Here is a 14,312-nt window from a genome sequence, read left to right on the forward strand (position 1 = left end):
ATTCAGAGTTTTTCACAGAATATTAGAGGCATATCTCATGGGCGGTATCAGTATTTGGCAATTGTTAATCATTGCCGTCATTGTTGTTCTTCTGTTCGGTACCAATAAACTTCGTAACCTGGGTTCGGATTTAGGTTCTTCCATTCGTGGTTTCAAAAAAGCCATGGGCGATGAGGACGATAAAAAGGATCAACCGAAAGAGCAGGACGCTGACTTCAACGCCAAGACTCTGGCAGACAAACAGCAAACCTCGGCGAGTAAAGACGACGCCCGGGACAAGTAAGGGTTAACTGTGTTCGATATTGGTTTTAGTGAACTGGTATTGGTGTTCGTTATCGGGCTGATCGTTCTTGGCCCGCAACGATTACCGGTTGCGGTGAAAACCGTCGTGGGCTGGATTCGGGCGATTCGCTCCCTGGCTGCTAACGTGCAAAACGAACTGGCGCAGGAGCTGAAACTGCAGGAATTGCAGGACAGCCTGAAAAAGGTTGAGGAAGCGGGCCGTGGCTCACTGTCACCGGAACTGAAAGAGTCGATGGAAGAGTTGCGTAAAACCGCCGATTCGATGAAGCGTTCTGTGCAGCAGAGCATCGATATCGAAAAAGCGGAAGATGAAGCGAACACCATTCATCAACCGTCGTCTGCAGGCACATCTTCTGAATCGGTAAGCCAGCCTCCGGTCACTCCCGCGGCGGCAGAGCATCAGGCTAGCGCACCGGCTCAGGCACCTCAGGCGGTGACGGCAGAGCACAAGGCCAGCGCACCGGCTCAGGCACCTCAGGCGGTGGCGGCAGAGCATCAGGCCAGCGCACCGGCTCAGGCACCTCAGCCAGCGGCGGCAGAGCACCCGGCCAGCGCACCGGCTCAGAAACCTCAACCGGTAACAGCAGAGGCTGCGGCACCTGTTAATACCGCGCAGAATGCGACGCCCACCCCCACCGTAAAAGATGAAAGATAAACATGGCCGTTGAAGATACCCAACCGCTCATCAGCCACCTGATTGAGCTGCGTAAGCGTTTGCTGAATTGCATTATTGCGGTGTTTGCTATCTTTTTGTGCCTGGTTTATTTCGCCAACGACATCTATCACTTAGTGGCTTCGCCGCTGATTAGCCAGATGCCGGCCGGTGCCAGCATGATCGCCACTGACGTGGCTTCACCGTTCTTCACCCCCATAAAGCTCACCATCATTGTTTCGGTGTTCCTTGCGGTGCCGGTGATCTTGTATCAGGTGTGGGCTTTTGTGGCGCCTGCGCTGTATCGCCATGAGCGTAAGCTAGTGATGCCGCTACTGTTCTCCAGTACGCTGCTGTTCTACGTTGGCGTGGCTTTCGCTTACTTCATCGTGTTCCCGCTGGCGTTTGGCTTCTTTGCCAAAACCGCGCCACAGGGCGTCACCATTGCTACTGATATCACCAATTATCTCGACTTCGTCATGACTCTCTTCATGGCATTTGGCGTAGCGTTTGAGGTACCGATTGCGATTGTTTTGCTGTGCTGGACCGGCATTACCTCGCCAGAGGATTTGAAAAAGAAACGCCCCTACATTCTGGTTGGCGCGTTCGTTGTTGGGATGCTGCTCACACCGCCGGATGTTTTCTCGCAAACTTTGCTCGCTATTCCGATGTACTGCCTGTTTGAAGTCGGCGTATTCTTCTCCCGTTACTATGTGGGTAAAGGGCGCAAGGCGTCAGATTCAGAGGATGAGGAACAGAATACCGAATCCTGACAAGGCATTCCCGCACGCGAGCGGGATGAGCGTTAAGAATCTAAACCGCCCACACATTGGGCGGTTTTTATTTGGGAGAAGACATGTTTGATATCGGTGTAAACCTGACCAGCACGCAATTCGCAAAAGATCGCGATCAGGTGGTTAAACGCGCGCGCGAAGCAGGCGTCACCGGCCTGCTGATTACCGGCACCAATGCGCTGGAGAGCCAGCAGGCGCGTCAGCTCGCGGCACAGCATCCTGGCTACTGCTGGTCTACAGCCGGCGTGCATCCGCATCACGCCAGTGAATGGTCGGCAGAGACGGCGAACACGCTGCGCCGTCTGGCAGAGAGTGAGCAAGTGGTGGCCATCGGTGAATGCGGCCTCGATTTTAACCGCAATCTCTCGGCGCACGACCAGCAGGAGTATGCCTTTGATGCACAGCTGGCGCTGGCAGCAGAGTTACAACTGCCGGTGTTCCTCCACTGCCGCGAAGCACACGATCGTTTTGTTGCAGTGCTGGAGCCGTGGCTGCCGAAATTGACGGGCGCGGTGGCACACTGTTTTACCGGCACGCGTGATGAACTGGAATCGTGCCTGGCCTTGGGCTTATCGGTGGGCATTACCGGCTGGGTGTGCGATGAACGTCGTGGCCTGGAATTGCGTGAGATGCTGCCATTGATTCCAGCCGAGCGTCTGCTGCTGGAAACCGATGCGCCTTATCTGCTCCCGCGTGATATGCATCCACGGCCGCCTTCGCGTCGAAACGAGCCCTGTTTCCTGCCGCATATTGTGCAGCAGGTGGCGAACTGGCGTGGGGAAGAGGCTGAAGCGCTGGGTGCGCAGGTCAATCACAACGCACGTCAGCTGTTTAAACTGGTTTAAAGCTTACGGAACTGTTTGTTGTCGACGCTGCGCATCACTTGTTTGTTGAGCAGGTTTAGCAGTAACACCGAGCGGGTTTCGCCATCAGGCTCGGCAAAAATAGCGCGCAGCCCCTCAAAAGTCCCTTCGGTGATGATCACTTCATCACCGCTTTGTGGCGTTTCTGGATCCAGCATAATTTGCGGCACATCGGTTTGCAGCGCTTCAATCACTTCGCTGGAGACCGTTGCCGGTTGCGCGCCAAAGCGCACAAAGTGGCTGACGCCGCGCGTACTACTGATGGTGGTGGTGTGAATCGCTTCCGGATCGAATTCGATAAACAGATAGTTGGGAAACAGCGGCTCACTCACCGTGGTGCGTTTACCGCGCACAATCTTTTCCAGAGCGATCATCGGGCTGAGGCAATTCACCTCCTGCCGCTCAAGATGCTCTTTCGCGCGCAACAGCTGTCCACGTTTGCAATAGAGTAAGTACCAGGATTCCATAACTGCTCCCAAATATTGGACGCTAAGAATAACAAACCTGCTGTCAGAGTTATAGCGCATCGGCCAGTGGAAACGCGGCTGTGAAATAAAAATCACTGCGAATTTTCCGATTGGTGCGGCTTATTAACGCTTTCTTGCAAGAAAATTGACGGCTGATGACCATCTGTATCAGACTCCTTCCCCATCTTTCGCTCTCATTTGAAAAAGGACTGGCTATTGGAACTGTTCTTATTAAGTAATGGCAAAGTGGCCGAAGACGCGCCACTGTTGAGCTACGCTCACCCACAACTGCACGCGATGATTGCGCAGCGCGGCATTACGTCGGCGGTGCTGGTGCCTTATGCCATTATTCGTGGCGACCATGCGCAGCGTGCACAAGACCTGTCTGACTCATTGGGTATTCAGGTGCGCACCGTGCATGAGTTTGACTCCCCGGTAGCAGCGATTGAACAGGCAGAGTTGATCCTGGTGAGCGGCGGCAACACCTGGTTCCTCAATCAGATGCTGCATGAGCACGGACTGATCGTGGCGATTCAGCGTGCCGTGCGTGAGCGAGATGTGCCTTACATCGGTTGGAGCGCCGGTTGCAATGTGGCTACGCCATCAATCCGTACCACCAACGATATGCCGGTGCGCAGCAGCGTGGTCTTGCCTGCATTAGGCCTGTTCCCGGTGCAGATCAATCCGCACTATCTGGATGCTCACGTCAGCGGGCATATGGGGGAAACGCGTGATGAGCGTCTGGCGGAGTTCTGCGCCGTCAATCCACATGAGTCGGTGATCGCCCTGCGAGAAGCCAGTTTCCTGCACGTCAGTGAAAACCGCCTGCGTTACTACAGCGCGCGCGGCGAAGACTTTAAAGTGTTCCGTCATGGTGAGCCAATCGCCGCACATCACGATGTGCTGGCCATTCAATCGCTGGTGCCTTTCTCCTGTCAGCCAGCTTGAACCACAAACCACAACACACCGGCGTGAATCAGACCTATAATGGCCAATTCACCCTGGCTGGAAGCTAACGCCGCATGAAATATCAGGATTTACGAGACTTCCTCGCGTTGCTGGAGCAGCGCGGCGAGTTAAAGCGCATCACTCAGGAGATCGATCCTGAGCTGGAGATGACTGAAATTGCCGATCGCACCCTGCGTGCCGGCGGTCCGGCGCTGCTGTTTGAGAACCCGAAAGGGTACGACATGCCCGTATTGTGTAACCTGTTTGGCACACCTAAGCGTGTGGCGATGGGCATGGGACAGGAAGAGGTCAGCGCGCTGCGTGAAGTGGGCAAGCTGCTGGCGTTTCTGAAAGAACCCGAGCCGCCAAAAGGTTTCCGCGATCTGTTCGATAAAATGCCGCAGTTCAAACAAGTGCTGAACATGCCGACCAAGCGCCTGCGCAATGCACCGTGTCAGGAAGAGGTCTTCAGTGGTGATGATGTCGATCTGTCGCGCATTCCGGTGATGAAGTGCTGGCCGGGCGATGCCGCGCCGTTGATTACCTGGGGCTTAACCGTCACGCGTGGTCCGCATAAGGAACGTCAGAATCTGGGTATTTATCGCCAGCAGGTGATCGGCAAAAACCGCGTGATCATGCGCTGGCTGTCGCATCGCGGCGGCGCGCTGGATTTCCAGGAGTGGTGCAAAGCCCATCCGGGCGAACGCTTCCCGGTGTCCGTGGCGCTGGGTGCCGATCCGGCCACGATTCTGGGCGCAGTGACGCCGGTACCCGATACGTTGTCGGAATATGCTTTTGCTGGCTTGCTGCGCGGTAATAAAACTGAGGTGGTGAAGTGCCTGTCTAACGATCTTGAAGTGCCAGCCAGCGCAGAGATCGTTTTAGAAGGTTACATCGAACCGGGTGACATGGCGCCAGAAGGCCCTTACGGCGACCACACAGGCTACTACAATGAAGTAGACAGCTTCCCGGTATTTACCGTGACGCACGTAACGCAACGTCGCAACCCGATTTATCATTCAACGTATACCGGTCGTCCGCCTGATGAACCTGCGGTATTGGGTGTGGCGCTGAATGAAGTGCTGGTGCCGATTCTGATCAAGCAGTTCCCGGAAATTGTCGATTTTTACTTGCCGCCGGAAGGCTGTTCTTATCGCCTCGCGGTGGTGACGATCAAGAAGCAATATGCCGGGCATGCCAAGCGCGTAATGTTTGGCGTCTGGTCTTTCCTGCGCCAGTTTATGTATACCAAGTTTGTGATCGTATGCGATGACGACGTCAACGCACGTGACTGGAACGATGTGATTTGGGCGATCACCACGCGTATGGATCCGGCGCGCGATACCGTGATGGTGGAGAATACGCCAATTGACTATCTCGACTTCGCCTCTCCGGTTTCCGGCCTGGGCTCGAAGATGGGACTTGATGCCACCAATAAGTGGCCGGGCGAAACCACTCGCGAATGGGGCACACCGATTGTGAAAGATCCGGCGGTGACCGCGCGTATTGACGCCATTTGGGATGAATTAGCTATCTTTGCCGAGCCGCCGCAGCGCTAAAGGCAGCAGAAAACCATAAAAAAGGGCACGTATGACGACGTTAAACTGCAAGGTGACTTCGGTCGAAGCGATTACGGATACCGTTTACCGCGTTCGTTTGATTCCGGCGGCGGATTTTACTTTCCGCGCGGGGCAATATCTGATGGTGGTGATGGATGAGCGTGATAAGCGCCCCTTCTCACTGGCTTCAACCCCGATGGAAAAAGACATCATTGAGCTGCACATTGGCGCATCTGACCTCAATCTCTACGCGATGGCGGTGATGGATCGCATCAAAAACGATCGTCAAATCACGGTGGATATGCCTCATGGCGATGCCTGGCTGCGTGAAGACAGCGATCGCCCCATTATTCTTATCGCGGGCGGCACCGGTTTCTCCTATGCACGTTCGATTCTGCTGACGGCACTGGCGCAGCAGCCAGACCGCGATATCGCCATCTACTGGGGCGGCCGGGAATTGATGCATTTGTACGATCTGGATGAGTTGAACGCGTTGGCGGTCAAGCATCCTCATCTCAAGGTGATTCCGGTGGTAGAACAACCCGCAGAGGGTTGGGATGGACGTAGTGGCACGGTGTTGACCGCCGTGATGCAGGACTATGAAACTCTCAGCGAGCACGATATCTATATTGCGGGTCGCTTTGAGATGGCAAAGATTGCACGTGAGCGTTTTTGTGCGGAACGTGGTGCAGTTGAAGCGCAGATGTTTGGCGATGCGTTTGCCTTTATCTGAGTAAAAAAGCCCGCCCGAAAGGGCGGGAACACGTGCTTCAACGTATTAAACGCGTTCGAACACCGTCGCGATCCCCTGGCCTAAGCCAATGCACATGGTCGCCAGACCAAATTGCGCATCACGACGTTCCATCAGATTGAGCAGCGTCGTGCTGATACGCGCCCCCGAACATCCCAGCGGATGCCCCAGCGCAATCGCGCCGCCATTCAAATTCACTTTCTCATCAAGCTGATCCAGCAATCCCAAATCCTTAATGCACGGCAGTGTCTGCGCGGCAAAGGCTTCGTTAAGCTCAAACAGATCAATATCCTGCACGTTTAATCCGGCACGCTTCAGTGCCAGTTTGCTGGCCGGCACCGGACCGTAACCCATGATGGAAGGATCACAGCCGACCACCGCCATGCTGCGAATACGTGCACGCGGGGTCAGGCCGAGTTCGCGCGCGCGGCTTTCACTCATGATCAACATGGCAGCCGCGCCATCGGAGAGTGCCGATGATGTACCCGCCGTAACGGTGCCGTTGACCGGATCAAACGCGGGACGCAGCGCAGCCAACCCTTCCAGCGTGGTATCTTCGCGGATCACTTCATCCGTTTCATAGCGTTTCAATACGCCGTCGGCATCGTGGCCATAGGTCGGCACGATTTCGCGTTTGAAATCGCCGCGTTGAGTCGCAGCCCAGGCGCGCTGATGTGAACGCAGCGCAAAGGCATCCTGTTGCTCACGGGTGATGTGATGCATGCGCGCCAGCATTTCAGCGGTTAATCCCATCATGCCAGCGGCTTTTGCCACGGTGCGGCCCAAACCCGGATGGAAATCAACGCCGTGGCTCATGGGCACATGGCCCATATGTTCGACGCCGCCAATCAAACAGCTGTGCGCATCGCCCACCATAATGGCGCGTGCCGCATCGTGCAGCGCCTGCATTGACGAACCGCATAAGCGATTCACCGTGCTGGCGGGCACGCGGTGCGGAATTTCGGCCAGCAGTGCTGCGTTACGCGCAATGTTGAAGCCCTGTTCCAGCGTCTGCTGCACGCATCCCCAAATGATGTCATCCAGAGAGCCCGGATCAACGCCGGGGTTGCGGCTCAGCAGTTCGCGCATCAGATGCGCCGAGAGATCTTCCGCGCGTACCTGACGAAACGCGCCGCCTTTTGAGCGTCCCATTGGTGTGCGCACTGCATCAACTATGACTACCTTTTCCATATTCATTACCTCAGGCACTTTGCAGTGTCGCTTCGTCAATCGGTTGGGCTGCGGGATACCAGCTTTGCTGTTGATGCGCTTTATGCACTAACAGTTCGGGTAAAGCATACAGCGGGCCAAGGGAGAGATATCGTTTGGCCTGGTCGACCAGATTGCTGTTGCCGAGCGTGTCCATATAACGGCAGGCACCGCCACGGAACGGAGGGAAACCGAGGCCGTACACCAGCGCCATATCGGCTTCAGCCGGTGAGGCGATAATCTTCTCTTCGAGGCAGCGCACCACTTCATTGAGCATTGGCAGCATCATACGGTTAGCAATGTCCTCATCACTGAACACGCGTTTCGGCTCGCAAATCGGTTCCAGCAGCGCATCAACAGCCGGATCGGTTTTCTTCTGGGCTTTGCCTTTTTTATCTTGCTCCCAGCTGTAAAAGCCCAGGCCGTTTTTCTGGCCGTAGCGTTTGGCTTCAAACAGCACATCAATCGCGTCGCGGTAATCTTTCTGCATGCGGGAAGGGAAGCCTTGCGCCATCACCTGTTGTGCGTGATGGGCGGTATCAATGCCCACCACATCCAGCAACCAGGCCGGGCCCATAGGCCAGCCGAACTGTTTCTCCATCACCTTATCGATCTGACGGAAATCAGCGCCATCGCGTAGCAGCAGGCTGAAAGCAGCAAAGTAGGGGAACAGCACTCGGTTCACAAAGAAACCCGGGCAGTCATTCACCACGATCGGTGTTTTGCCCATCTTGCTGGCCCAGGCCACCACTTTACTGATGGTGGCTTCTGAGGTCTGCTCGCCACGGATGACCTCAACCAGTGGCATGCGTGGTACGGGATTAAAGAAGTGCATGCCGCAGAAGTTTTCTGGACGCTGCAGCGATTGCGCCAGCTGGCTAATCGGAATGGTCGATGTGTTGGAGGCGAGTACGGCATCATCGCGCAGATGTTGCTCGGTTTCTGCCAACACTTTGGCCTTGATTTGCGGGTTCTCGACCACGGCCTCGACCACCACATCGGCACGTTCGAAACCGGCGTAATCCAGCGTAGGTTGAATCGTCGTGAGGACGCTCGCCAGTTTGGCACCGTTAATCTTGCCGCGTTCCAGTTGCTTGTTAAGAAGGTTGCTGGCTTCCGTCATCCCCAGCGTCAGCGCCTGCGGATTAATATCTTTCATTTTCACCGGCACGCCTTTCCATGCCGACTGATAAGCAATCCCACCCCCCATAATGCCTGCGCCTAACACGGCGGCCTGCTGCGGTGCACCGGCTGTGTTGCTGTGCTTTTTCGCCAGGCCTTTGACATATTGATCGTTCAGGAAGATACCGACCAGCGCGCGCGCCACATCGCTTTGTGCCAGCGGCACGAATGCAGCGGTTTCCAGTTTCAATGCATCGTCACGACGTAAACCGGATGCCGCTTCAATGGTTTTCACCGCGGTGATAGGCGCGGGATAATGCTTGCCTGCGGTTTGCATCACCATGCTTTTGGCAATGGTGAAGCTCATCGCCGCTTCAATCGGGCTGAGCTTCAGAGGCGCTAGTTTAGGTGCCCGGCGGGCCTGCCAGCTGCCTTGTGCCATCGCATCTTGCAGCATGGTGAGCGCTGCGGTGCGCAGTTTATCGCTGCTCACGACCGCATCGACCAAACCGAGTTGCAGGGCGCTGGTGCCATCAACATCTTTTCCAGCGGCGATGATCTCCAGTGCGCTATCAGCGCCGAGCAAACGTGGCAAGCGCACGCTGCCGCCAAACCCCGGCATGATGCCCAGTTTGGTTTCCGGTAAGCCGATGCGTGCAGCAGGCGTCGCGACGCGGAAATCTGTCGCCAGCACACACTCGCAGCCGCCGCCCAGCGCGTAGCCGTCAATCGCAGCGACAGTCGGCACCGGCAAATCTTCCAGGCGATTGAAGATGCTGTTGGCAAACGCCAGCCATTGGCTCAGCTTCTCTTCTGGCGCATCAAATAGCGACAGGAATTCGGTGATATCGGCACCGACAATGAATGCCGGTTTGGCCGAGGTGAGCAGCAGGCCACGCAACTCGGGCTGTTGCTCCAGCACGCTGAGTGCATCGCCCAATGAGGCAACTGTTTTGGTGTCGAGTTTGTTCACTGAACCGGGGGCATCGAAAATCAGCTCGGCAATGCCGTCATCAAGCCAGTGAACTGAAAGGGTATCGCCTTGGTAGAGCATGTCCGTCTCCTGAAACCGCGAAAGGTGATCTGGTCATACCAGATGAGTTGGAGTGTGGGCGGCATGTTAATTTTTTGCAAACGAGTCTTTGCTTATTTGATACGCCGATCACAGCGAGTGCAGCACGGCAACAGACTTGAGGCTGTGCTACACTGCGGCCAATTTCGCGATATCGGAGACAAGTCCATGGATTCACTGAAAACCCTGTATCACGCGCATATCAATACGCTGCAACAGCGAGCGCAACAGGTGCTGGCACGCTTTAAACTTGATGCGATGTTGATTCACTCTGGCGAGCTGTTAACCGTTTTTCTCGACGATCACGACTACCCGTTTAAGGTGAATTCGCAATTCAAGGCTTGGGTTCCTGTCACACAAGTGCCTAACTGCTGGTTATGGATCGATGGCGTTAACAAGCCAAAGTTGTGGTTCTACTCACCTGTGGATTACTGGCATAACGTCGAGCCATTGCCCAACAGCTTCTGGACTCAGGATGTTGAGGTGGTGGGCCTGAAAGATGCCGATGAGATTGGGCAACTGCTGCCGGCTCAGCGCGACAATGTGGCTTATATCGGACCTGTGCCCTCCCGCGCCACGCAACTCGGCATCAATAGCGATCGCGTGAATCCCAAAGGCGTGATCGACTTCCTTCATTACCATCGCAGCATCAAAACGGATTACGAACTGGCCTGTATGCGCGAAGCGCAGAAGCTGGCGGTTGCAGGACATCGCGCGGCGAAAGAAGCCTTCTTCTCAGGTATGAGTGAGTTCGATATCAACCAGGCGTATCTGACGGCGACTGGCCATCGTGATACGGATGTGCCCTACGGCAATATTATCGCGCTTAACGAACATGCTGCGGTGCTGCACTACACCAGGCTCGACCATCAGCCACCGGCGAAGCGCCACAGTTTCCTGATTGATGCGGGTGCGGAATACCTTGGTTACGCCGCCGACCTGACGCGCAGCTATGCAGCCCAAAGCAAATCGCGTTATGCCGAAATGGTAGAGGCGATGAATAAAGAAGAGCTGGCGCTGATTGCGACGTTGAAAGCGGGCGTGCGTTACACCGATTACCATTTGCAAATGCATCAGCGTATTGCCCGTCTATTGTTAAAATTCGATTTGGTGAAAGGTCTGACCGAAGAGACGCTGGTGGCGGAAGACCTGACCGGTCCGTTTATGCCGCACGGTTTGGGCCATCCGCTGGGCTTACAGGTGCATGACGTCGCAGGCTTTATGCAGGATGACAATGGCACGCACCTGGCGGCACCATCACAGTATCCTTATCTGCGTTGTACCCGCGTGCTCGAGCCGGGCATGGTGCTGACCATCGAGCCAGGCTTCTACATTATCGATTCACTACTGGCAAAACTGCGTGGCGGTAAATACAGCCAGTACTTTGACTGGCAGGCGATCGACGCATTGAAACCGTACGGGGGTATTCGTATCGAAGACAATGTGGTGATCCATGCCAATCGCGTTGAAAACATGACGCGCGATCTGCATCTGGCCTGATGGATGCGTACGATATTCCCGCTGAGGCTGTGAGCCTCAGTGAGGAAACCATTAAGAAAAGCCGCTTTATGACTTATCTGGCGCATACCGTTGGCGTTGAGGCGGCGCGTGCTTTTGTCCAGCAGGTGAAGTTGGAACATCCTGCGGCGCGCCATCACTGCTGGGCGTGGGTTGCCGGTGCGCCGGATGATTCGCAGCAGCTGGGTTTCTCCGATGATGGTGAGCCTTCTGGCACGGCGGGCAAACCGATGCTGGCACAGCTAATGGGTAGCGGCGTCGGTGAAATTACCGCAGTGGTAGTGCGCTATTATGGCGGCATCATGCTGGGTACCGGTGGATTAGTGAAAGCGTATGGCGGCGGCGTGCAGCAGGGGCTGAAGCAACTGATGCGTGCGCGTAAAGTGCCGATGCAATCTTTTACCTTGCAATGTGATTATGCCCAGTTGAGTGATATCGAGCGTCTGTTGCAACGCTTTGACGGCATCATTGAAGAGAGCCATTATCAGGATCGTATCGCGCTACGTCTGGCGTTGCCGCATCCGCAAATTGATGGCTTTCGGCAAAACCTTTCTGATTACAGCCGGGGCGCGCTGACGCTCATCCCGCTGGACAACTAAAAGCATCTGTTTAAAGGAACGGCTGAATGCATTTTCGCGCCATTACCCGCATCGTGGGACTGTTGGTAATTTTATTCTCGGTGACGATGATCCTACCGGGGCTGGTGGCCTTAATTTATCGCGATGGCGCCGGACGCGCGTTTAGCCAGACCTTTATGATGGCGATTGTGATTGGTTCGCTGCTGTGGTGGCCTAATCGCAAAAAGAAAACCGAACTTAAACCGCGCGAAGGGTTTCTGATCGTCGTGCTGTTCTGGACGGTGCTGGGTAGTGTGGGTGCGATGCCTTTCATTTTTGCCGAACAGCCGCACCTTTCGGTTACCGATGCTTTCTTCGAATCCTTCTCTGGGCTGACCACCACGGGCGCCACTACGTTGGTGGGCCTTGATACCTTACCGAAAGCGATTTTGTTCTATCGTCAGATGCTGCAATGGCTGGGCGGTATGGGGATCATTGTACTGGCGGTGGCCATCTTGCCGATTCTGGGCGTGGGTGGCATGCAGCTTTATCGTGCTGAGATGCCGGGGCCGTTAAAAGATAACAAGATGCGCCCGCGTATTGCGGAAACGGCTAAAACGCTGTGGCTAATCTATGTCTTACTTACCGTGGCCTGTGCGGTGGCGCTGTGGCTGGCGGGCATGCCGGTGTTTGATGCCATCGGTCACAGCTTCTCGACCATCGCGATTGGTGGCTTTTCTACACATGATGCGAGTATCGGCTACTTCAACAGTCCTACCATCAATACCATCGTGGCGGTGTTCCTGCTGATCTCGGGCTGTAACTATGGCTTGCACTTCTCTTTATTGAGCGGCCGCAGCCTCAAAGTTTACTGGCGCGATCCCGAATTTCGCATGTTTATTGGCGTACAGCTGACGTTAGTGCTGATCTGTACGGTAGTGCTGTGGTTCCACAACGTCTATGCCAGCGGTTGGCAAACATTGAACCAGGCCTTTTTCCAGGTGGTGTCGATGGCAACGACTGCTGGCTTTACCACCGATAGTATTGCGCGCTGGCCATTATTCCTGCCTGTACTGTTGCTCTGTTCGGCTTTTATCGGCGGTATGGCGGGATCGACTGGCGGTGGCTTGAAGGTGATTCGTATTCTGCTGCTGTTTAAGCAGGGGTCGCGTGAGCTTAAGCGTTTGGTGCATCCGAACGCGGTCTACACCATCAAGTTGGGTAATCGCGCACTGCCGGAGCGTATCCTTGAAGCGGTATGGGGATTCTTCTCTGCTTATGCGCTGGTGTTCTTACTCAGCATGCTGGCGATTATCGCGACGGGCGTCGATGACTTCTCCGCTTTCGCTGCGGTTGCCGCAACGCTGAATAACCTCGGCCCAGGCTTAGGTGTTGTAGCGGATAACTTCACGTCTATGAATGACGTCGCTAAGTGGATTTTGATTTTAACCATGCTGTTTGGACGCCTTGAGGTGTTCACACTGCTGGTCCTGTTCACCCCGACCTTCTGGCGTGAATAAGAGAAACAGGATTATCTAATGAAAGCATTGATTCTATATTCCAGCCGTGATGGGCAAACCCGTGAGATCGCAGCGCGTATTGCACAGACGCTAGCGCCGCAGCAGCTGTGTGACGTGATTGATTTACTGGAAGTACAGCAGGTTGAGTGGTCGCAGTATGATCGCGTGCTGATTGGCGCTTCAATTCGTTACGGACATTTCCATCCGGCATTAATGAAGTTTGTTACTCAGCATAAGGCTGAGCTGCATCAGCGCGTCAGTGGCTTCTTCAGCGTCAATCTTACGGCGCGTAAAGCGGATAAGTGCACGCCAGTAACCAACGCCTATACGCATAAGTTCCTGGAGCAGTCACCCTGGCAGCCAGATTGCTGTGCGGTGTTTGCCGGCGCGTTGCGTTATCCCCACTATCGCTGGTTTGACCGTGTCATGATTCAACTGATTATGCGTATGACGGGCGGTGAGACCGATACCTCTAAAGAAGTGGAATACACCGATTGGAATAAAGTGGCGGTTTTTGCCCAGGATTTTGTGCAGTTACCAGGCAAATCGTTGTGAAATAAAGCGTTGTGGCTAAATTTAGGTCGAACGATCATTTTTTTGCAATAAACCCTTGTCAGCTCCGAATAACTCCCTATAATGCGCCACCACTGAGACGGCAAAGCGGCAACGCAGACGGCTCAGCAGGGAGTGAAGAAATTCATCCCGCCGGAGAAAAACGCTGAAAAAAGTGTTTGACTCTGAAGGAGGAAAGCGTAATATACGCCACCTCGCAACAGCAGCTTAAGGCGCTGATTGCACCGCTCTTTAACAATTTATCAGACAATCTGTGTGGGCACTCGCAGGATTGATATCAGCGTCTCCGGACGTAAAAAATATCAAGTCTCACGAGTGAACACATAATGAAATTCATTATGACGTTTTACAGATGAGCATCGCTGAACTTGTTTCAGCAAATCAAACTTTAAATTGAAGAGTTT

Annotated in this window: 14 protein-coding genes; 11 read left to right on the forward strand and 3 right to left on the reverse strand. The window is 54.7% G+C overall.

The window, feature by feature from the left end; genetic code table 11:
- Positions 1 to 37 precede the first annotated feature (37 nt).
- From tatA to tatD, 4 genes are all read left to right on the forward strand, one after another.
- The gene (tatA, locus tag CRO33_RS14095) at positions 38 to 283 is read left to right on the forward strand and encodes a Sec-independent protein translocase subunit TatA (RefSeq protein WP_038643775.1); all 246 of its coding nucleotides are present in this window, start codon (positions 38 to 40) and stop codon (positions 281 to 283) included.
- 9 nt (positions 284 to 292) lie between these two features.
- Positions 293 to 958 carry a Sec-independent protein translocase protein TatB gene (gene tatB, locus CRO33_RS14100; protein WP_097118530.1) on the forward strand — a complete coding sequence of 222 codons (666 nt, stop codon included), beginning with the start codon at positions 293 to 295 and terminating at the stop codon, positions 956 to 958.
- A gap of 2 nt (positions 959 to 960) precedes the next feature.
- The gene (gene tatC / locus CRO33_RS14105; protein ID WP_034827926.1) at positions 961 to 1,728 is read left to right on the forward strand and encodes a Sec-independent protein translocase subunit TatC; all 768 of its coding nucleotides are present in this window, start codon (positions 961 to 963) and stop codon (positions 1,726 to 1,728) included.
- Positions 1,729 to 1,811: 83 nt separating this feature from the next.
- Positions 1,812 to 2,594 carry a 3'-5' ssDNA/RNA exonuclease TatD gene (gene tatD, locus CRO33_RS14110; RefSeq protein ID WP_034827928.1) on the forward strand — a complete coding sequence of 261 codons (783 nt, stop codon included), beginning with the start codon at positions 1,812 to 1,814 and terminating at the stop codon, positions 2,592 to 2,594.
- On the opposite strand, the gene rfaH is transcribed toward tatD, so the two are convergent.
- Positions 2,591 to 3,079, reverse strand: coding sequence for a transcription/translation regulatory transformer protein RfaH (rfaH, locus tag CRO33_RS14115; RefSeq protein WP_038643771.1), 489 nt, complete (start codon positions 3,077 to 3,079; stop codon positions 2,591 to 2,593). The genes tatD and rfaH overlap by 4 nt on opposite strands.
- A gap of 216 nt (positions 3,080 to 3,295) precedes the next feature.
- Here rfaH and pepE point away from each other — a divergent pair, with 216 nt between their 5' ends.
- The 3 genes from pepE to fre all read left to right on the forward strand — a co-directional run bounded on the left by pepE (position 3,296) and on the right by fre (position 6,319).
- Positions 3,296 to 4,027, forward strand: coding sequence for a dipeptidase PepE (gene pepE / locus CRO33_RS14120; RefSeq protein WP_097118531.1), 732 nt, complete (start codon positions 3,296 to 3,298; stop codon positions 4,025 to 4,027).
- A gap of 74 nt (positions 4,028 to 4,101) precedes the next feature.
- Positions 4,102 to 5,586: a 4-hydroxy-3-polyprenylbenzoate decarboxylase gene (gene ubiD / locus CRO33_RS14125; RefSeq protein ID WP_039329276.1), complete on the forward strand. Its 1,485-nt coding sequence runs from the start codon at positions 4,102 to 4,104 to the stop codon at positions 5,584 to 5,586.
- Positions 5,587 to 5,617: 31 nt separating this feature from the next.
- Entirely contained in the window at positions 5,618 to 6,319 is a 702-nt protein-coding gene (gene fre / locus CRO33_RS14130) for an NAD(P)H-flavin reductase (RefSeq protein WP_097118532.1), read from the forward strand.
- Between the two features lie 45 nt (positions 6,320 to 6,364).
- Here the strand turns inward: fre and fadA are convergent, their stop codons facing one another.
- Both fadA and fadB read right to left on the reverse strand, forming a co-directional pair.
- Positions 6,365 to 7,528 (reverse strand): acetyl-CoA C-acyltransferase FadA, encoded by a 1,164-nt coding sequence (gene fadA, locus CRO33_RS14135; RefSeq protein ID WP_097118533.1) that lies wholly within the window; start codon positions 7,526 to 7,528, stop codon positions 6,365 to 6,367.
- Between the two features lie 10 nt (positions 7,529 to 7,538).
- Positions 7,539 to 9,722 carry a fatty acid oxidation complex subunit alpha FadB gene (fadB, locus tag CRO33_RS14140; RefSeq protein WP_097118534.1) on the reverse strand — a complete coding sequence of 728 codons (2,184 nt, stop codon included), beginning with the start codon at positions 9,720 to 9,722 and terminating at the stop codon, positions 7,539 to 7,541.
- 186 nt (positions 9,723 to 9,908) lie between these two features.
- Between fadB and pepQ the strand changes: the two genes are divergently transcribed.
- The 4 genes from pepQ to hemG are packed head-to-tail and all read left to right on the forward strand — an operon-like array spanning position 9,909 to position 13,890.
- Positions 9,909 to 11,240 carry a Xaa-Pro dipeptidase gene (gene pepQ / locus CRO33_RS14145; RefSeq protein WP_097118535.1) on the forward strand — a complete coding sequence of 444 codons (1,332 nt, stop codon included), beginning with the start codon at positions 9,909 to 9,911 and terminating at the stop codon, positions 11,238 to 11,240.
- Positions 11,240 to 11,857: an IMPACT family protein gene (locus tag CRO33_RS14150; protein WP_034827946.1), complete on the forward strand. Its 618-nt coding sequence runs from the start codon at positions 11,240 to 11,242 to the stop codon at positions 11,855 to 11,857. Before pepQ ends, CRO33_RS14150 begins: the two co-directional genes overlap by 1 nt.
- A gap of 26 nt (positions 11,858 to 11,883) precedes the next feature.
- A complete protein-coding gene (trkH, locus tag CRO33_RS14155; protein ID WP_034827948.1) occupies positions 11,884 to 13,335 on the forward strand; it encodes a Trk system potassium transporter TrkH in 1,452 nt (483 codons plus the stop codon).
- Positions 13,336 to 13,353: 18 nt separating this feature from the next.
- Positions 13,354 to 13,890, forward strand: a complete 537-nt coding sequence (gene hemG, locus CRO33_RS14160; protein WP_097118536.1) for a menaquinone-dependent protoporphyrinogen IX dehydrogenase — start codon at positions 13,354 to 13,356, stop codon at positions 13,888 to 13,890.
- The last annotated feature ends 422 nt before the right edge of the window (positions 13,891 to 14,312 follow it).

The organism is Pantoea sp. GL120224-02, assembly GCF_900215395.1.
In the GTDB taxonomy this organism is placed as follows: Bacteria; Pseudomonadota; Gammaproteobacteria; order Enterobacterales; family Enterobacteriaceae; genus Pantoea; species Pantoea communis.